Below are 20,438 nucleotides of genomic sequence, written 5' to 3'. Positions count from 1 at the left end.
GGAGATTAAACAGAAAATGTCACGAGCCTTTGATGTTGCCGTTTTAGGTGCTACCGGTCTGGTAGGCCAGCATATGATCGAAATCCTCGAACAACGGGATTTTCCGGTTAATAAACTTTATCCTCTGGCCAGTACTCGCTCTGCCGGTGGTACGGTGAGTTTCAAGGGTAAGGACGTGACAGTACTGGACGCCGACACCTTTGACTGGTCACAGGTGCAACTGGGCTTTTTCTCCGCCGGTGGCAGTGTGTCTGCCAAATATGCACCACTGGCTGCCGAGGCAGGTTGCGTGGTGATCGACAATACCTCGCAGTATCGTTATGAGCCGGATATTCCGCTGGTGGTGCCAGAGGTTAATGCTCATGCATTGGCCGATTTTCGTAACCGCAATATTATTGCCAACCCCAATTGTTCCACCATTCAGATGCTGGTGGCGCTTAAACCCATTCACGATGCGGTGGGTATCAGCCGTATTAACGTCTGCACATATCAATCGGTGAGTGGCGCGGGTAAATCAGCCATGGAAGAACTGGCCAGACAGACAGCAGATTTGCTGTCCAGCCGTGAAGTCACGCCAAAAGCCTTCAGTCGCCAGATTGCTTTTAACGTTATTCCGCAGATTGATGTATTCATGGATAACGACTACACCAAAGAAGAAATGAAAATGCATTGGGAAACCCAGAAAATCATGGGTGACGATGGCATTATGGTGAATGCTACAGCCGTACGCGTACCGGTATTTTATGGTCATGGTGAAGCCGTGCATATTGAAACTCATCAGCCTATTGATCCTGAAGCGGTGAAAGATTTACTGGCCGATGCACCCGGTATCACCTTAATGCGGGAGCGCGAAGAGTTTCCTACCCAGGTGGGCAATGCCAGTGGTAAGGATGAGGTGTTTGTTGGTCGTATTCGTAAAGATCACTCTCACCCCAATGGCTTGAATTTGTGGGTGGTATCTGACAACGTACGTAAAGGAGCGGCCACCAACAGTATTCAGATTGCCGAAGTGTTGGTGCGCGACTACCTGTAAGCTCGCTAAGATTAGACTGGTAAACAGGCCCGGAACTTGGTTCCGGGCCTGTTTTTTTGCGTTCAAAGAAAGCGAAAGTCCGCCGATAATGGGTATAAATCTACAGTATCGGCTTTATGGATCAGGTCAGGTATCTGGTTTATAGTTCGTGTTGGAATGTAAATTGCTGATAAATTTAATCCAGGCCGAAAAAATGGCGGTAACCCTCAAGGTTACTTATAAAAAGTGATAACTATTAAATCCGCGGAGAGGCTGGTTCCGTGGGTACTTTGTTGGGGCTGCGAAGGAAGACTATGAGAATACGACCGTTGCTGATGCTTTGTCTGGCAAGTTTTTTCTCCTTGGGCCTTCCCCTTGCCAGTCAGGCGCAGTCTGTGGCCATCAAAGGTCCGAAGAATGCCACAAGGGAGTTCTCGGGCGTGGTATACGGCCCGATCGAATCAAATGATACCTTGTGGCGTATCGCCCAGCGTTATCGTCAGAATCAATCCCTCAGTATCTACCAGGTGATGGTGGCGATTTATGAACTCAACCCAAACGCATTTGAACAGCAAAATCTGAATCTAATGGTGGACGGCGCCATGCTGCGCCTGCCCAGCGAGCAATATATTGCCCGTATTGATGCAGAGCTTGCCCGTCAGAAAGCTGAATTAGACGAACAGGCGCTCAAACGGGCAACCACTGCCACCCCGTCACCGGGGGCCAGTCTGAACAAAGCCATCAACAGCGCCAGTGCCGATGAGCTGGCACAGACCCGGCAAGCTATTGAGGCAAAACTCAGCAACCTCGATCAGGAAAACCGTCAGCAATTCGACAGTCTTAGGCAACAAATTGCCGCTTCTATTGATTCGGTACAAGCGCTGTTACTCGAAAATAATCAGGTTTTGCAGCGCCTCGACAAGGTAAATGAAGATATTGAAGCCCTGCGTCAAAGCCAGGAGCAGGACAAAACTCAGTTGTCCTCTTTGCTGGAGCAGCAGAATGAACTGGTGGATTTTTCCCGTGAGATCAAACAGCAACAGGAAGTTGAACGTCAGCAAAGCTGGTTTAATAGCCCGGCTACCATGGTGGCGGCCACACTAATCCCAACCTTGCTGTTGTTAGGCGGTTTGGCCATGTGGCTGAGGCGTCGCAACAATGAACCACAGGCTGCCGCAAGCCCAACTCAGGCCCCAGCGCCCGCTCCGGTGTTAGAAGATAACCCCATGGATGACTTGTCTGATGCACTGACCGATGAGTTGTCTGGCGAACTGGAGACAGATGACAAGGATGACGACCTGTTTGGCGAAGAATTACTCGATGACGTGCTGACCGACGAATTGGAAGAGTCGCTGGATGCCGCCTTGGGTGAAGACTTTGATGACTTCCAGGATCTGGCCGACGAAATGCTGGTGCCAGAAGATAAACCCAAACAGGAAGAAGCTTCAAACGGTGGTTTACTGGACCAAGGTGATCTGGACGATTTATTCAGTGATGAGCAGGAATTGCTGGATGAAATCAGTGATATGGATGATGGTCAGGCCATCGACTTGTCTGAGGTGGAGGAATCGCCGGCCACAGCGCCAGATGACGATGACAATTGGGATGATGAACTGGACGATATGCTGGAATCATCACCAGGTGGCGATGAGAAGCCAGAAATCAGCATAGATGAACTGCTTGATGAGCCCATGGCACAGGATAGCCAGGTGGAAGATGACAGCCTGGATCTGGATAAACTGGATAAGGAGTCATCTCTTAGCAATGAAATGATCGAGCAACTTGATCAGGAAATTGCCAGCCAGGGTAAACAGCTGGATGAGCTGACTGACGAACTGCTGATGGAACTGGAACAGGTCGACAACCTGCAGGACGACTTGGCCGATGAGCTATTGGCCGAACTTGAAAATGAGAATCTGCTGGAGGATGAAGAGGTTGAGTCTGGCGTAAGGGCTGATTCAGAGTCCGGCCTGGATGATCTGTCCGACGAGCTGTTGTCAGAGCTGGAAGCTGAGAATACTGAAATCCCCGAAACGCAGCAGGAGAGAACTGACGATGCCGGGCAAGCCGATGCAACTCAGTATGACCTGACCGATGAGCTGTTGGCTGAACTGGAAGCCGAAAATCCCCAACTTGAGGACGCCACCTCCGAAATTGAGCAGCCGGATACCGCAGGGGACGACCTGAGTGATGAATTACTGGCCGAACTAGAGGCTGATGAAGCGGATTTGGATGCACCGGCTGAGTTGGCAGAGGATAAAACCGACAACCGGCAAGAACCTATGGCAGAAGAGGAATCTGCTGAATCACAGGATATGCAGGTTTCTGCCGATGAGCTGGAGACAATGCTTGATGAAGACGTTGCCCAGACTGAAATACAAGACGACGAGATCGATCAGGAACTGGCGGAATTCGAACAGGCATTGGATGCATTTGAGCAGGAAGTGCCTGAACAGGATACTGACACCCAACAGGCGGCAGATGCTGAAGTTGATACGCCAACTGCCGAACAGGCTGATAAAGCGGCTGATGAGCCAGGTCTGGATGATATTCTCGACGACGATGCGCTGGAGCAGGCGTTGGCAGATATGGAAGACGAAAGCCTGACTTCTGATGAACTGGCCAAAGAACTCGATGAGCTGCCAGCCCTGGGCGACTGGCTGGAAAATAAAGGCACCACAGCCAAAGCAAAGGTCAGTGACGATGATCAGATGTTGGATGAACTGGAGTCATCAGACTTTGATCAGATGCTGGAGTCCATGGATGCCGAATCAGAACAAGAATCTGAAGACGTAAAACCTGATGAACCAGAACTGGATCTTGAAGCCCTGCTCAATGAGCATTTGCAAGATCCTGAGCCACCCAAGCCTCTGGCTGAATCGGAAGAAGATTTCCTCGATATCGACGCCCTGCTTAGTGAAAGTCTGGAAGCGGAAGAAGAGCCAACTGTGGAGAAGGAACTGAATCTGGATGTGGACTTAGATCAATACTCCGGTGTGAAAGATGACGAAGACGTAGTGGACGTGGATAAGGACAGCGGATTAGGTGCGAAACTGGATCTGGCCCGCGCCTATCTTGAAATGGAAGACAAAGAGTCCGCCATAGAGCTGCTGCAGCAGGTGGTGGAAAAAGGTAGCCCTGAACAACAGCAGGAAGCCCAAACCATTCTGAATAATCTGGAATAAATATAAGGTTTTGAGCGGTTGATGATGGCCCAGAACATGTTAAGCATTGGCTGGACCCCTGTTATACTCCCGGCAATTTTTGTCTGGCAGAGAAGATAATGCGAATTGCTCTGGGGATTGAGTACGACGGCTCAAAATATTATGGCTGGCAGCGTCAGCGCGAAGTCAACAGTGTTCAACAGGAACTGGAAACCGCCCTTAGCCGTATTGCTGCGGAACCAATAGAGCTATCCTGCGCCGGGCGCACCGATGCGGGAGTACATGCTACCGGCCAGGTGGTGCATTTTGATGTGAATAATGCGCGGCAAATGCGGGCCTGGACTTTGGGCATGAACGCCAGTTTGCCAGATGACATAGCAGTGAAATGGGCGGTCGAGGTACCGCAAGAGTTTCATGCGCGTTTTTCCGCCACCGCCAGACGCTATCGCTATGTGATTTACAATCACCCGCTACGCAGTGGTATTTTGCGGCAGGGGGTAACCCATTATCACAGCCATCTTGATATCCATCGTATGAACGAAGCGGCAGCCTGTTTGCTGGGAGAGCATGATTTTAGCGCCTTTCGTGCCGCCATATGTCAGTCAAAGTCTCCAAACCGACATGTAACCCATGTAGCCTTACATAGGCTTGGCGATTACGTGGTGCTGGAAATTCAGGCTAATGCCTTTTTACATCATATGGTGCGTAATATTACCGGCTCGTTGTTGGAAATTGGCAGCGGACACAAACCGGTAGAGTGGCTGGCGCAATTATTAGCTGGAAAGGATCGTAGTCAGGCGGCCGCTACGGCAAAACCCAATGGCTTGTACTTGGTGGATGTTACATATCCTGAAGCGTTTTGCCTGCCGCAGTCCAACCCTGGTCCATTATTCCTGCCTCCACAATTGTAAATAATCAGGCTGAAGACAATATGGCGGATAGCGGATGTTTGAGCGTTATTGGGATTCCGTGGCGTATGGATCACTTCTAAGACCAGTTAATATTTTTGGTCCTACCTTGATTTATGCTCTAATAGCGCAAAATTAACTGGTTCATGCCTTGTTATATCGGCGTGACCTGGCCGAAATCATGTTCGGCACCATATTTCAAGGCAGCGCTTGGCGCTGTACAACATCAGGATTAAGGGTTCCATGAGCAGCTGGATTCAGAAAATACTTCCCCGTACCCAACAGTCGGCCGCCGCTAAGGCCAATGTGCCGGAAGGGGTATGGACTAAGTGTACCGAATGTAATGCCACCCTGTATAAACAGGAGCTTGAGCGCCAACTGGAAGTTTGCCCTAAGTGCGATAACCATATGCGCATTAGTGCCAGAGCGCGTATTGACAGCTTTCTGGACCAGGGGGAGCGGGTTGAACTGGGGGGCGAATTAGAGCCTCAGGATGTGCTGAAGTTTAAAGACTCCAAGAAGTACAAGGACAGAATTACTGCCGCACAAAAATCCACCAACGAAAAAGACGCCCTGGTGGTGATGAAAGGTAAGCTCAATGGTATGCCAGTGGTGGTGGCGGCATTTGAATTTGCCTTTATGGGCGGCTCTATGGCCTCAGTAGTAGGGGCCCGTTTTGTTAAAGCGGTGGAAGCCTGTCTGGAAAATAATTGTCCGCTGGTGTGTTTTTCAACCAGTGGCGGGGCACGTATGCAGGAAGCGCTGTTGTCACTGATGCAAATGGCTAAAACCAGTGCCGCGCTGGCTAAAATGAGTGAAAAAGGGCTGCCCTATATTTCGGTATTGACTGACCCAACGATGGGGGGCGTATCAGCCAGTTTAGCTATGCTGGGTGATGTTAATGTGGCTGAGCCTAAAGCCCTGATCGGTTTTGCTGGTCCCCGGGTCATCGAACAAACCGTGCGTGAAAAACTACCCCCTGGTTTCCAGCGCAGCGAGTTTTTGCTGGAAAAAGGCGCCATCGACATGATTGTTGATCGCCGTCAGATGCGTGACAAGTTGCATAGTCTGCTCAGCAAAATGCATCACTCCAACTGATTTATGACACAGCAACCTTCTTCCCAGCCTTCCACATTGGAAGGCTGGCTGCGTTATCTGGAATCCATTCATCCGTCCACTATTGATATGGGACTGGAGCGTACCCGCGAAGTGTTTCAGCGCCTGGCGCTGGATTTTTCCAGTATCAGGGTAATTACTGTGGCAGGCACCAACGGCAAAGGCACGACTTGCGCCATGCTGGAACAAGCTTTAGAGCAAACCGGCCACCGTACATGCGTATACAGCTCCCCGCATATTCTGGACTACCGTGAACGCTTGCGTGTAAGTGGACAGATGCTTAGTGAGCAGGCCCACTGCCAGGCCTTTGCGTTAGTGGAACAGGCCCGGGCGGGCACCAGTCTGACCTACTTTGAGTTTGGCACCCTGGCAGCCCTGGTGCTCATTGCCCAGCAGCAGCCGGACTTTGCCATTTTGGAAGTCGGGCTGGGCGGTCGACTGGATGCAGTGAATATTCTTGATGCTGACATTGCTGTGATTACCACCATTGATCTTGATCATCAGGATTGGCTGGGTGATACCCGCGAACTGGTAGCAGCGGAAAAAGCCGGTATTTTTCGCCGTAATGGACAGGCCGTTGTGGGGGAGCCGCAGCCTCCGGCAAATCTGGTTGACATAGCCGACAATCTCAATCTGGACGTGAGTTGGCAGGGCCGGGACTTCAGCTTCCGCGTTGAACACAACTGTTTCTATTGGCAGGGCCAAAATGGTGTGTCGTGCAGTGGCCCGCTGCCGGCTATTCCGCCAGCCAATGCTTCTACGGCGTTGGCTGTGTTACAGCGCTTGGGCGTGCTTGCAGAACTGGATGTGGCAACATTGTTGGCCAATATCCGGCTGGCTGGTCGTTGTCAGCTGATTGGCGAGCATCCCACTGTGCTGGTGGATGTTGCACATAATCCTCAATCGGCTAACTATCTATTGCAGCAAATCAGCAAATATGCCGCGCCCAAGGTGCACCTTGTTGTGGGCATGCTGAAGGACAAAGATATCGGCGCCTGCCTCGGGCCATTTGCGTCGTTAAGTCCAAGCTGGTACTTGGCTCCGCTGGGCGGGCCGCGTGGTGCCAGTGCCACAATGCTGGCTAACTTGCTGCCTGATGGACAAAAAGTGCTAGAATGCCAATCCGTACAAGATGCCTACAGCAAAGCCTTGCAGCAGGCACAACAACAAGATCTGGTGGTAGTGTTCGGCTCCTTTTTTACTGTGGCTGAGATTTTATCTATCACCACCTCTTGAACCCAATTGACACCCAGGCGGGGAGGTAAGTTTGTCTTCAGCATTTCAAAACAGACTGGTAGGTACCATTATTCTGGTGGCCTTGGCAGTGATTTTTCTGCCGGACCTTCTGGATGGTGAGAAAGTGTCACATAAGGACACTTTTATGCAGTTACCGGCGCGTCCTGATCACCAGCCGGTTGCGCAGACTGAGGCTTTTCCTGAAGATGAAGTGAAAGAACGGGTCAGTCGCACGGTGGAAATCGTGGATGAAGTGGCAGTGGATGACCCTGTGCCGGCGGATGAGCAAGTGGCCGCAGTGCCATCCGGCGAAATAACAGAAACGCCAGATGAGGCAGCAGATTATCAAGTTGCTGACAAGACGGTTAGTGCTGGTTGGGTTGTGCAGCTCGGTAGTTTTCGTCACCAAAAGAATGTGCGCGAGCTGATGGACAAACTGGAAGCGGCAGGTTATCGCACATTCAGTCGCAATATTAATACCAGCGCAGGACAGTTGACCAAAGTGTTTGTTGGCCCTGATCTGCAAAAAGATAAATTGGAAAAGGCGTTGCCTCATTTGCAGGAACTGACCAAATTGCAGGGCAAAATCACTGAGTTCAGGGCTGAATAAATCAGCCCTTTTTTTATTTGGGCAGCGAATTTCTTATTTCGCAATAATGAAGATTTTCATATGGGCTTCTGCTAGAATGCGCGCGGCTTTTTTCATCGAATGACGGCATGAACTGGATAGACTACTGCATTATAGGCATCATCCTGCTTTCCACCCTTATCAGCCTGGTTCGGGGCTTTGTTAAGGAAGCTGTTTCTCTCGCCGTCTGGTTCGCCGCATTCTTTATTTCCAGTCAGTTTTATGCCGATTTGGCGGTCTATCTGGATAACTTTTCAGATCAGATGGTTCGTAATGGTGTGGCCATTGCGATCCTGTTTGTCGCTACGCTGATTTTGGGCGGCCTATTAAACTATCTTATTGGACAGATGGTCCAATATACCGGGTTGTCTGGCACTGACCGCGCACTGGGTGCCGTGTTTGGCTTGCTCAGAGGGGCACTGGTCGTCAGCGCATTGTTGTTTTTTATGGATGCCTTTACCGGTTTTGGCAAAGCACAATGGTGGCAGCAATCCACTCTGATCCCTGAATTCAGTATTGTTATTGAATGGTTCTTCGAATACCTCCAGAACCATTCCAGTTTCTTAAACCCTTGAGCATCCATGCCTTTGGCAAGATGCACTGGAAAATATAGGTAACTTGCATGTGTGGTATCGTAGGTATCGTGGGTAAAAGCCCGGTTAATCAGGCTCTGTATGATGGATTAACCGTATTGCAGCACCGGGGGCAGGATGCTGCAGGTATCGTCACTATTGACGATGGCATGTTCCACTTGCGTAAGGCCAATGGACTGGTCCGTGATGTGTTCCATAGCCGCCATATGCAGCGCTTAACCGGCAATTTCGGTATTGGTCATGCGCGCTATCCTACCGCAGGTTCGTCCAGTTCCGCGGAAGCCCAGCCATTTTATGTGAACTCGCCCTTTGGAATTGCTTTTGCTCACAATGGCAATTTGACCAACGCCCATGAGCTGGAAGAAGAGGTTTTCCGCATTGCCCGTCGTCATATTAACACCAGCTCAGACTCAGAGCTGTTATTGAATATCTTCGCCCATGAATTGCAGGAAGGCTCCGGCCTGACCCTGGAGCCACAGGATGTGTTTGATGCGGTAAGCAGAGTGCACCGTAAGATTAAAGGAGCATATGCTGTAGTGGCAGCCATTATCGGTAACGGTATGGTGGCATTTCGCGATCCTCATGGTATTCGTCCGCTGGCATTGGGTAAGCGGGAAACCGAGTTTGGCGATGAATATATGGTGGCGTCTGAAAGTGTGGCGCTGGACGTGGTGGGTTTTACCTTTATCCGCGATGTGGCGCCGGGGGAAGCTATCTACGTTACCGAAGATGGCCAGCTGTTTACTCAACAGTGCGCTGATCATCCAACCCATACTCCCTGTATCTTCGAATTTGTTTATTTCGCCCGCCCTGACTCCTTTATTGATGGCATTTCAGTATATGCATCCCGAGTCAATATGGGGCGCAAGCTGGGCCAGAAAATTGCCCGTGAATGGGCCGACCTGGACATTGACGTTGTGATCCCCATCCCTGAAACCTCGAATGATATTGCCCTGCAAATAGCCCAGGAACTGAATCTGCCCTATCGCCAGGGTTATGTGAAAAACCGTTATATCGGCCGTACCTTTATTATGCCGGGCCAGACTCAGCGTAAGAAATCGGTGCGCCGTAAGCTCAATGCTATTTCTTCTGAATTTGCCGGTAAGAATGTACTGCTGGTGGATGATTCCATTGTCAGGGGCACCACTTCTGAGCAGATTATTACTATGGCCCGCGAATCTGGCGCCAAGAAGGTATATTTTGCCTCTGCCGCGCCTGAAATTCGCTTCCCCAACGTCTATGGTATTGATATGCCGTCTGCCAATGAGCTGATTGCCCATGGCCGTGAAATCGACGAGATCTGCGAACTGATCAAAGCCGATGGTTTGATTTTCCAGGATATTAGCGATTTGGTGGAAGCCGTGCGGGAAGAAAATCCGGAGATTGGCCGTTTCGAAACGTCAGTGTTTGACGGCGAATATATCACCGGCGATGTGGATCAGGATTATCTGAACAGGCTGGACCTGATGCGTAATGACTCGGCTAAGCATAAAAAGGGCCAGATGGAGTTATGCAATTTAGAGATTCATAATCTGGATGGCGAAGCCTGATTCTTGTTGCAAATAAAAAACCGCGCTAAAGCGCGGTTTTTTGCGTTTGTAACCTACAGCATTTGTAGATGATATTGAGGTGACGCCTCAGGCCATATATTCAGGCCCCAGACCCATTCCCCACAGAATCACCGAGCCCGCCATAATAATAACCAGCAATACCAGCCCGCAGGTCACCACCGAACTGGCATAAATAAAGCCTTTTTCTTCAGGGATCTGCATAATAATCGGCACGCCGGAATAGAGCAGATAAACAGAGTAGGTCAGCCCGGCCAGCCCAACCAGCATCACAAACCAAAGTACCGGATACAGCGCGGCAAAACCTACCATAAACAATGGTGTGGCAGTGTAGGCCGCCAGTTCCAGTGACTGGGTGAAGGATGGATTGGCATCAAAGGTCTTGGCCATCCAATGCACCAGATAGGCCAGGCCAAATACGCCAGCGACCAACGCCAGATACATACCGATGCTCATCATCATGGCGCTTTGCTGAGTGAGCTTGATCACATCTCCCACCCCAATACTCCAGCCGAGATGAGCCGCAGCATAATAGCCGGTAATAGCCGGAATCAGGGCCACGATCAGTATATGGGTCATACTGTAGCTAAGGCTTTCATGCCTTTCTTCAATGGTTTGCCATTCTTCTTTGGGGTGAGCATAAAGACCCCACAGATGGTTCAGGATCATAATCTACCTCACTTAGCGCATTGGCTTCTTAGTTGACGTTTCCCCACAGCTTTATACTGATGGAGTGTTTTTAACATTGTTTTAACATTAGTTTCATGGACCTTGCTTTGTTCGTCAATAGTTTATTTTATCGACAATATAACCCTATGGTTTTACTGGTTTTTACTAACAGATTAGGGCCACTCTGTTTATCTCTGAAAGGTTTTTCAGTGGTGCTCACATGAAGTGTAGGGCAACCTTTTAATGGGCAAACTACACAGGGGAAATATGGTTATCCGCAGCAAGAATGTTGCCGATGACGAACAAGAGCGAACCTCGCATAGCCATGGTAAAATCCCCCATATTTAGCTCTGAACGGGCCAGTGGCTGCTGTACAGATTAAAAGTCTGAGATTGTTGTTTGAATACTTTACTTGCTCCCATTAAATCATTCCTGCATTGCGAGACACCGAAGCAATGGGTTGACGCCGCGATGAAACCGGTAAACCTCTCTGTGCTGCTTACCGATCACCTTATTTGTGAATTGAAGGCCGCCCAAAGTGCCATGTATTTGATTCGCAAATATGCGGTGGACGAGGAAAGTGGCGCAGCGCTGCTTAAATGGCTAAAGCCATATGAAGATTTTGCTTATCGTCAGATTGGTGATTGGCAAGCGTTGGCCGAGCATGACAAGCTGACTAAGGCAATGATACCCCGTTTGACTTCACCTTATAGTCAAGATCTGATTAATAAAATGGTGCTGCTGATTAAAGAGGAGCTCCATCATTTCTATCAAGTGCTCGAGCTTATGCAAGTGTTTGGTGTGGCTTACGACAAGATTACCTCAAGCCGGTATGCCAGAGGCTTACTCAGTCATGTCAGAACTTATGAGCCAGCGGCATTGGTTGATAAGTTGATCTGCGGAGCTTACATAGAGGCTCGTTCATGCGAGCGTTTTGCAGCCATTGCACCTCATGTCGATAGCAGGCTGGGGGAATTCTATATTTCTTTACTACGTTCTGAAGCACGCCACTATCAGGACTATTTGACGCTGGCCCAGGACTTTGCCCAAAACGATATCTCAGCGCGCGTTCAGTACTTTGGCAGCGTGGAAGCGGAGCTGATTTTATCGCCGGATAGTGATTTTAAGTTTCACAGTGGTATGCCAACCTGACCCTACCTGCAGGGTTTCAACTTCAAATCAGCTGATAGGCTCACTTGGCGGGCGGTGCTTACACAACCGGGGTAAGCATGCCAATCCTTGGCTTTGCTTTTGCCTGTTCGTCTGTAACATTTGTCAATTATTCTGAACAAGGTTTTTCGTCTGTATTCTGTTTGTTTTTTATTCTGGCTTGCTGAGTTCCTTCATGAATGTTAACAATATGTTGCTTCTAAAGCAGTTATCTTGAAATGGATAGATGGGGCATGGAGCTGCCATAAGGCAGCAATTCTGTTCAACGGAAAAGGAATAACAAATGAAATTGAAACTGAAGAAGAACACGTTGATGCAACTCTCTAACGACATGGAAGTTGTGCCGCAGAAACTAACGCACAACATAGCTGGTGGTGCACCACCTTCCCGCTTTGATCTCTGTCTTACCACTATTCAGCCGCTGGCTGGCCGATGTGATCCTTTCACTGATTTTTGTACATCGGGTGCAACCTGTGGTTCGACTTGTGGTTCCACCTGCAGTTCAACCTGTGGTTCCACCTGCGGTTCCACTTGTGGCAGTACTTGTGGAGTAACGTGCGGGGCTACTTGTGGTGCCACATGTGACGGCTGTCAATCTTTACGGATTTGCCCGCCATCGCTTGAGCCCTATGGCAATAATGCAGTGCCAAACAGGCCACATACCTGTTTCTGCTAATAAAGATGAGACAAAGAAGCCGGGCTTCTTTGTCTTTTCCTGATTTTCTGTGCCTGGCTGCTGCCAGGAGTTTTTGAGCCGGGCAGCGATAACACAGGCTGTGTCGGCAACAGACAGAGAGTATAAAGGCCATAAGGAGAAGGCGATGTCTGCACTTATCAGCTCTGAACAACAGCACCAACAATGTCTGCACATTCTCAGACAGATTACCGACAGAATTGACAGCGAGCTGCTCAGTGTCAGGAACTGGGGACTATGCGGTGGTGTGGCTGGCCTGATTTTATTTCTGGTGGAAATGGAAGCTAACTACCCAGATACCCTGGGCATGGATAAGATTGAAAGTCTGATTGATGCCCTGCAAAGCAATTGCGATTTGAAAACACTGCCACCGCGACTGGATATGGGGCTGTTAGGCATTGCCTGGTTACGTGAACACCTGCAACAACGTTTTGGTGATGACGATGACGTGAATGCCGATATTGACCAACTGATACTCAATGCATTGTCGGTGGATACTTGGTCGGGAGAGTATGAGCTACTGGCCGGATTAGCCGGTTTTGGCCTTTATGCCAGCAAGCGTTCCGGCTACGACAGCGGTAAGCGGATGATTGAGAAAGTGGTGCAGCACCTGCAGTCACTGATGGTGGAAACACCACAAGGGCTGGCGTGGCCAAGCGCCCCCACATCGGCTTATCACTCAGACGGGAATAGCGAGCAAGTGGAGTTTAACCTGGGGCTGGCTCACGGTAATGCCTCTGTCTTAGGGTGTCTAACCCACATTTATCGCTGTCAACCCACGTTAGAACACGAGCGCCTGTTAAGGGGCAGCGCCGATTGGTTATTGGCACAGCGCAACCCTGCCGATACCGGCAGCTACTTTTCCTACAACAATCGGCGGGTGATGCGTTCGCGCATTGGCTGGTGTTACGGCGATATTGGTAACGCCCTGGTGTTATGGCGTGCAGGTAAAGCCCTTGAAGATCAACGTATTCAGAACGCCGCCAAAGACATTGCCGTCGCTTGCACAACCCGACGGGATTTTAAGTTGACCTCTTGTTATGACGCAGGTATTTGCCATGGCTCAGCGGGCAATATGCTGATTTTTCAGACACTGCATGATGAAATGCAACATCCGGCGTTATTGGACTACGCGCAATTCTGGCTACAGCAAACGTTCGACTATGCGCAAAAAGAACCCAATTTGGATGGTTTACGCCGCTTTGATGGTGAAGCCGACGAATATCAGGATTGCCCTGGGATGCTGGAAGGGCTAGCCGGGGTGGGACTGTGCCTGTTGGCTGCAGTCGGTCATGACAGCAGTTGGAAAGAATCTTTGTTATTGGAGTAACAGTATGCAAACCCAAGGAGTGGCGGAGTTCTTTATTCTGCGAACCCCCAGGCTGGCTTTTAGTGAGCTGACGCAATGGCACAGCAGTGATAAGCGCCAACTGCGAGAAAAACTTAATGCCTGGCTGCACCATCCTGAAACGCTGGAGGCGTTATATCTGGCCAGTCCATCGCTATTGCAACGCCTGCATCAATGGCAGCAGGACCCAGACTCCAAACGTGGCCAGAAAATGGAGTTGGCATTAGCAAAGTATTTTATGCGCATGGCCGGACGTGCCACGCCGTTTGGATTATTTTCGGCTATTAGTCTGGGTAAAGTGGCAGAATCTGACCATTTAGCACTTAAAAGCAATGATGGTTTCAGCCGCAAGACACGCCTGGACAGTTCCTGTTTGCTGGCCCTTAAAGCCCGCTTGTGCGAGCAGGACTGGGTGGCCAAAGACATGCCATTGGTGACCAACGACAGCCTCTACAAAATGGGTGCTGAGTATCGTTACGTGGAAAGCTATTTTGTCAAAGAGCAAATTCATTACCGACTGACGTCTGCGGATATCAGCGAGCCTTTGCAGTTGATGGTGGAATCGGCCAGGGAGCCAGTGCGACGTCAGGTGTTGCTTGATAATCTGATGAGCCTGGATGCTGAAATCAGTTGCGCGGACGCCGAGACATTTGTTGCTGAACTGGTGGAGGCGCGCATCTTGCTGCCGGTGTTCAATCTTCCTATCAGCGGTGATGATATGGGCAGACAGTTTCAGCGCGAAGCGGCTGCTCTGGGATACCAGCAATTAAGTGCCGAGCTTGAAGCTATACTAAGCGAGCTGGATGGTCTGGATCAGCAACAACATAACCCACCCGAATCTTACCAGGCGTTGTATCAAAGGATGCAGGCCATGGCACTTTCGGCGGATGAGGCTAAGTCTTTTCAGGTGGATATGCTGCGTCATGCACCAGATCTGACCCTGAGTAAAGACAAAGCCGAGCAGGTGCTGGTTGTGGCCAGACATCTGTCGCGCTTATTGCCGGCACCGGGCAACCCCTTCAGTGACATAATCAATAAGATCAATAACGAGTTTGTCGGCCGGATGATGCCGCTGAAAGCGTTTTTGGACGACGAGTCTGGCTGGTCCATGTCGTCAGACACCGGTTATGCCACCCCCTTATTAAAAGGACTCAACCTTGCCGCTACGCAAGCTGGCACGGGCAATGCTGGATTGTCCGCCCTGGACCGCTTATTACTGAAGAAGCTGATGGCCTGTGCAGATGAGAGAATTACTGAAATCAGTTTGACGCAGAAAGATATCGATCAGCATCAACTCAGTCAGACCAGTTATTTTGCCGATAGTTTTGCCGCCAGCCTGGAACTGTATGGCGACAAGGCGGATACCATCAGATTAACCGGCTTTTATGGCCCTTCGGCTGCTAACCTACTGGGGCGATTCTGCCATCTTAGCCCACAACTCACCGAATATACCCGTGATTTGCTCAAACAGGAGGAAGCGCAGCGCCCGGATGCGTTATTTGCAGAGATTATCCATCTGCCCAGTGGGCGCATGGGCAATGTGATTGCCAGACCTGTGCTGCGGGAATATGAAATCTGTTATCTGACCAGTGCCGGGGTGCCAGTGGAGAAGCAAATCGGTCTGGATGATCTTTATGTGTATGTTGAACAGGGGCTGGTGAGATTGTGGAGTCAATCCCACCAACGTGAAGTGATTCCGCGTCTGTCCAGCGCACACAACACCATGCATAACAGTCTGGGCCTGTATAAATTTTTGGCTGGTTTGCAAAAGCAACAGGTTCAGTACCCGTTTTTTAACTGGCCCGCACTGGCCAGGGAGCGGGACTATCTGCCCAGGGTGCGTTTTGGTAACGTGCTTTTATCGGTGCGCACCTGGTTTGTGCCAAGAGACAAGCTGACTGCCCTGGCAAAGCTACGCGGGGATGACTACAGCCAGGCCTGGAAAACACTGCGGAGCCAACTGCAATTGCCGGATTGGCTGCTGTACAAGATATCGGATAATGCCCTGACCCTGACGCTGGCTAACCCAATTATGCTGGATGTGCTTTTAGGTGAAACCAAAGGACAATCGCTAGTCACATTGGAGGAACTGCCAGAGACAGAGTGGGGGACCGCTGCCACCCTGGATGGGCAAAGCCTGCGCAGTGAAGTGCTGCTGCCGTTTTATCAGCAGAATGATGATGTTTTGGCGGTAGCCAGGCCGCAGCCACCACAGGAAAATGTCAGTCGCGAATTTGTAGTCGGCAGCGAATGGTTGAGTATCAAATTCTATGGCGGCAATTCCACAGTCGAGAAGTACCTGCTTGAGGTACTCAGCCCGTTGTTATTTGCGGCAAAGCAGGGCGGCCTGATCGAAGGTTTTTTCTTTTTACGCTACGGCGATCCCGACTGGCATTTGCGTTTAAGACTGCATGGTGATGGCGCTAAGCTATTAGCTGAAATGGTGCCGATGATTTACCAGCACAGCGGCGACTATGTTGATAACGGGCCAATTAAACAGGTGGTTATCGACACCTATAAACAGGAATTAGAGCGCTATGGTGGTAAGGATGCCATGCCCCTGGCCGAAAACCTGTTCTGTATCAATAGTGAAACGGCCCTGCGACTGCTTGATACGGCCTTAGCTGATATGGAAAGCTACCGCTGGCAGGCGGTATTGGCAGGGTGTCATAGTTTGCTTGAAGCATTTGCCTTAAACAATGAGGACAAACTGGAACTGATATCCCTGCTGCGTGAAGGCTACGGCAGAGAATTTGGCGACAGCAGCCATCTGCGTAAACAACTGGGGCAGAAATACCGGGATGTACAAGATCAGGTCATCAACCTGCTCAACCGTCAGCAGATGGATGAGGTACAGACGCAGCTCTGGTCTATTCTTGAACTGCAACGCCAGCCACTGCATATGCTGGTGCAGGGCTATCAGCAACTGGATAAAGAGGGCGCATTGCAAGGCGGTGTTAAGCGTGTTCTTGGCTCTTTTATGCACATGTTCTGTAATCGCATGTTTAAAGCCTATGGACGGGAACAGGAGTTTGTGATTTACGACCTGTTGCGCCGCTATTATCAGTTTAAGTGCAACGCTGATACTGCTTCGAAGGATGGAAAATAACTGCAGCATGAAAAAACAACTTTTCCGCGAACAGGTTCTGGATGCCAAGAAAACCAGCATGTTTGGCAGAGTGGTCCTGACCCAGCCTCTGTCTGTCAGTGTAGGGTTGGCGTTGACGCTGGGAACACTGGTGGCTGTCCTGGCATTTTTGTGGTTGTTTCAGTATCAGCACAAAATGCAGGTTATCACGAAAATCGAGCCACAAAATCTGGTGAATATCCCGTATCAGGGGCCGCCAGTCATACTTAAGCAACATCTGGTCGCACCAGGTTCCAGAATTGAAGCGGGTAAAGCCGTGGCAAAAATAACCACGGACAGTCCAGACACAGTGGAGTCAGGGCAGGCAATAACAGATAGGCTTGCCTATCTGCAACGTACCTTGGTAAGCACCCAGCAACGCCAGCAACTACTTGCACAATATTTGGCAGAGCATCAGGGAAAACTTGGCGCCGACCAGCTATTGCAGCAGCAATTGCAGCTTATTGAAGCCCAGGACCAGACCAATCGCTTGAATTATGACATTGCTCAACTGCAAGCTGTACTGGACAAGCAACAAGGTTGGCAGACAGACGGTGATATGCTCAAAGCCCAGCACTCCGGGGTGTTGCAGCAATGGTACGTAAAGGAAGGGCAGAACCTGAGGATGGGAGAACTTCTGTACCGGCTTGGCGATGCTGACGGAAAACTGCAGGCCTGGTTCCTGCTGCCAGCGTCCTGGTACGGTGATATTGAGCCAGGACAAAGTGTACAAGTGCGTTTTGATGACTATCCATACCAGAAATTTGGTGTGCTGGATGCCACAGTGCAACAGGTGGGGAATCGGCAGGAAAGTGGTGGTTACGCCGCTATGGTGATGCTGCCGCGCCACTGGGCAGATAAAACCGGACAGCAGCAACCGCTGTTTGAGGGAATGCAGGTCACCGCCGTGCTGCAGGGGCCAAGTCAATCACTGTTCAGTTGGTTGTTCAGAATTTAATTCAAGGGGCAAGGATGGGTAATCCGGTTGATTTGTTGAATTTTCGCTTTTTCCGCCGCTCCGGCGCATTGCCGGTCATATTGCAGTCTGAGGCCAGCGAGTGTGGGTTGGCTGCACTGACCATGGTAGCCGGCTACCATGGCTTTAAAACCGATCTTATCCAGATGCGTAACCGTGCCGCATTGTCGTTGGATGGCATGGACATGATCCAACTGATAGAGCTGGCCGATACTATTGGTCTGGGTGGCCGACCGATTCGCCTGGAGACCGCGGATCTGAAGGAATTCCGCCACCCGGCGATATTGCACTGGGATCTGGATCATTTTGTGGTATTGAAACGGGCCACTGACCGCTTTGTGGAGATCCATGATCCAGGCACAGGGTACCGCCGCATGTCACTGGAAGAAGCGTCCCGGCATTTTACCGGGGTGGCCCTTGAGCTTTATCCAACAGCCGAATTTACCCGGCGCGACGAAGTGCAAAGCATGACCTTCTTTGATTTCTGGCGCAGCATCCGTGGTCTGAAAGGTTGGTTGTTTAAGTTGTTACTGCTGTCAGTGGTATTACAGGTATTCTCTCTGGCCAGTCCTTATTACATGAAACTGGTAGTGGACGAAGTGCTGACTACCAACAATGAAACCTTGCTGGTGGCCTTGGCGGTGGGGTTTGGTATGTTGATGCTGATCAGCACCCTGATTCAGAGTTTTCGCTCCTATGTGACCATGCATTTTGGCAATCAGCTCAGTATTCAGATTGGTTCCAATCTTTTCCGGCATCTGATTCGTCTGCCTATGGCGTTTTACGAAAAACGCCATATTGGCGACGTGGTATCGCGATTTGGTGCCAATGAGCAGATTAAAGGTCTGCTCACCACGGGCTTAATTGAGACCCTGCTGGATGGGGTGATGGCCATTACCACCGGGGTTATGATATTTCTGATCAGCCCAACCCTGGCCTGGGTGGTTGTGGGGTTTCTGCTCGGCTCGTTGTTGCTGCAACTACTATTCTACCGGCCTGTCCGACGATTGTCGGAAGAGGCAATCGTGGCTGGCGCCAGTCAGTCATCAAATTTTATGGAGACGGTAAGGGGCATACAAAGTATTAAGCTGTTTGCCCGTGAGCAGCAGCGCCATATTCTGTGGCAGAACCGCTATGCAGATACGCTGAATGCGGGAATTAAGCTAGGCAATCTGAATATTCTGCAGGGTATTTGCCAGTCGGTTTTAATGGGGTTGGAGAACATTCTGGTGATTTTCCTGGCCATAAAATTCATTATGGCCGACGTGCTGAGTCTTGGGATCCTGTTCGCTTTTCTGGCTTATAAAGGCCAGTTTAGTGGCAACATCAATGCTCTGATCAGCCGCTACATTCAGTTTAAAATGCTGGGGCTGCATCTGGAGCGGCTGTCGGACATTACCCTGAATAAAAAGGAAGAGCATCTGACCGTCAGCACCCCGGTAAAACCTAAAAGCTTTGATTTTAAAATTGAAAACGCCAGTTTTCGTTATTCGGACCGTGGTCGGCTGGTGCTGGACGAACTTGATCTGCATATCAAACAGGGTGAATGTGTGGCCATTGTCGGGCCATCCGGTTGTGGAAAATCGACCTTGATGAAAGTCATGCTCGGATTGGCTCATCCGCATCAGGGGCAAGTGGTCATGGGAGACGTGGATATTCGCGATATGGGTCTGTCCGAGTACCGCAAATGTGTGGCAGCGGTGATGCAAAACGATCAGTTGTTATCCGGTACGATTGCCGAGAATATTTCCTTTTTTGATACCCAGGCGGATATGGAAAAAATTATCCGCTGTGCGTATAACGCCTGTATTCATGAGGATATCGAGGCGATGCCGCTGAAGTACAACTCGCTGATAGGCGATATGGGCTCGTCGTTATCCGGTGGTCAGAAACAACGTATCCTGCTGGCCAGAGCATTGTACAAATCCCCTTATATTTTATTTATGGATGAAGCCACCAGTCATCTGGATGTGATGTTAGAAAAGAGTATCAATCAGGTATTAAAGCAATTTAACTGTACAAGGGTGATTATTTCCCACCGCCCGCAGACCATCGAAATGGCCGACAGAGTGCTGATGCTTAAGGATGGCAAGTTAAAAGAGCTGGATAAGAATGACGCGGAATACCGCCGTTGTGTGGACAAGCCGGATGCTGTACCACTGTTTTCCGCTTCAAGGTAAGGACGCCTGCTAGCGGGGCCAAGCCCCATCATTTGACCAGGAAAAGGAA

14 protein-coding genes are annotated in these 20,438 nt (G+C 50.2%); 13 read left to right on the top strand and 1 reads right to left on the bottom strand.

Going from position 1 to position 20,438, the window contains the following annotated elements:
* The first annotated feature begins 16 nt into the window (after positions 1 to 16).
* From ABD028_RS08240 to purF, 8 genes are all read left to right on the top strand, one after another.
* Positions 17 to 1,033: an aspartate-semialdehyde dehydrogenase gene (locus ABD028_RS08240; RefSeq protein ID WP_343843992.1), complete on the top strand. Its 1,017-nt coding sequence runs from the start codon at positions 17 to 19 to the stop codon at positions 1,031 to 1,033.
* 293 nt (positions 1,034 to 1,326) lie between these two features.
* A complete protein-coding gene (locus ABD028_RS08235) occupies positions 1,327 to 4,197 on the top strand; it encodes a FimV/HubP family polar landmark protein (RefSeq protein WP_343843989.1) in 2,871 nt (956 codons plus the stop codon).
* Between the two features lie 98 nt (positions 4,198 to 4,295).
* Positions 4,296 to 5,087 carry a tRNA pseudouridine(38-40) synthase TruA gene (gene truA, locus ABD028_RS08230; protein WP_343843986.1) on the top strand — a complete coding sequence of 264 codons (792 nt, stop codon included), beginning with the start codon at positions 4,296 to 4,298 and terminating at the stop codon, positions 5,085 to 5,087.
* 240 nt (positions 5,088 to 5,327) lie between these two features.
* Positions 5,328 to 6,182 (top strand): acetyl-CoA carboxylase, carboxyltransferase subunit beta, encoded by an 855-nt coding sequence (accD, locus tag ABD028_RS08225; protein WP_343843983.1) that lies wholly within the window; start codon positions 5,328 to 5,330, stop codon positions 6,180 to 6,182.
* 3 nt (positions 6,183 to 6,185) lie between these two features.
* A complete protein-coding gene (gene folC, locus ABD028_RS08220) occupies positions 6,186 to 7,436 on the top strand; it encodes a bifunctional tetrahydrofolate synthase/dihydrofolate synthase (protein ID WP_343843979.1) in 1,251 nt (416 codons plus the stop codon).
* A gap of 31 nt (positions 7,437 to 7,467) precedes the next feature.
* Complete coding sequence (locus tag ABD028_RS08215; RefSeq protein WP_343843976.1) at positions 7,468 to 8,046, top strand: SPOR domain-containing protein; 579 nt, start codon at positions 7,468 to 7,470, stop codon at positions 8,044 to 8,046.
* A 107-nt stretch (positions 8,047 to 8,153) separates the two neighbouring features.
* Complete coding sequence (locus ABD028_RS08210; RefSeq protein WP_343843973.1) at positions 8,154 to 8,639, top strand: CvpA family protein; 486 nt, start codon at positions 8,154 to 8,156, stop codon at positions 8,637 to 8,639.
* A 47-nt stretch (positions 8,640 to 8,686) separates the two neighbouring features.
* Positions 8,687 to 10,207 carry an amidophosphoribosyltransferase gene (purF, locus tag ABD028_RS08205; RefSeq protein ID WP_343843970.1) on the top strand — a complete coding sequence of 507 codons (1,521 nt, stop codon included), beginning with the start codon at positions 8,687 to 8,689 and terminating at the stop codon, positions 10,205 to 10,207.
* A gap of 87 nt (positions 10,208 to 10,294) precedes the next feature.
* Here purF and ABD028_RS08200 read toward each other — a convergent pair whose 3' ends face one another.
* Positions 10,295 to 10,894, bottom strand: a complete 600-nt coding sequence (locus ABD028_RS08200; protein WP_343843968.1) for a Yip1 family protein — start codon at positions 10,892 to 10,894, stop codon at positions 10,295 to 10,297.
* 399 nt (positions 10,895 to 11,293) lie between these two features.
* On the opposite strand from ABD028_RS08200, the gene miaE reads away from it, so the two are divergent.
* The 5 genes from miaE to ABD028_RS08175 all read left to right on the top strand — a co-directional run bounded on the left by miaE (position 11,294) and on the right by ABD028_RS08175 (position 20,389).
* Positions 11,294 to 12,046, top strand: a complete 753-nt coding sequence (miaE, locus tag ABD028_RS08195; RefSeq protein WP_343843965.1) for a tRNA isopentenyl-2-thiomethyl-A-37 hydroxylase MiaE — start codon at positions 11,294 to 11,296, stop codon at positions 12,044 to 12,046.
* Positions 12,047 to 12,885: 839 nt separating this feature from the next.
* On the top strand, positions 12,886 to 14,088 hold the full coding sequence (locus ABD028_RS08190; protein WP_343843961.1) for a lanthionine synthetase LanC family protein: 1,203 nt from the start codon (positions 12,886 to 12,888) through the stop codon (positions 14,086 to 14,088).
* Positions 14,089 to 14,092: 4 nt separating this feature from the next.
* A complete protein-coding gene (locus tag ABD028_RS08185; protein ID WP_343843959.1) occupies positions 14,093 to 17,215 on the top strand; it encodes a lantibiotic dehydratase in 3,123 nt (1,040 codons plus the stop codon).
* Between the two features lie 7 nt (positions 17,216 to 17,222).
* Positions 17,223 to 18,191 carry a beta-barrel domain-containing protein gene (locus ABD028_RS08180; protein WP_343843956.1) on the top strand — a complete coding sequence of 323 codons (969 nt, stop codon included), beginning with the start codon at positions 17,223 to 17,225 and terminating at the stop codon, positions 18,189 to 18,191.
* Positions 18,192 to 18,205: 14 nt separating this feature from the next.
* Positions 18,206 to 20,389 (top strand): peptidase domain-containing ABC transporter, encoded by a 2,184-nt coding sequence (locus tag ABD028_RS08175; RefSeq protein ID WP_343843953.1) that lies wholly within the window; start codon positions 18,206 to 18,208, stop codon positions 20,387 to 20,389.
* Positions 20,390 to 20,438 lie beyond the last annotated feature (49 nt).

Source organism: Bowmanella denitrificans, from assembly GCF_039522935.1.
In the GTDB taxonomy this organism is placed as follows: domain Bacteria; phylum Pseudomonadota; class Gammaproteobacteria; order Enterobacterales; family Alteromonadaceae; genus Bowmanella; species Bowmanella denitrificans.
The sequence above is the reverse complement of the archived record's forward strand: the minus strand, read 5'-3'. Positions and strand labels throughout refer to the sequence as shown.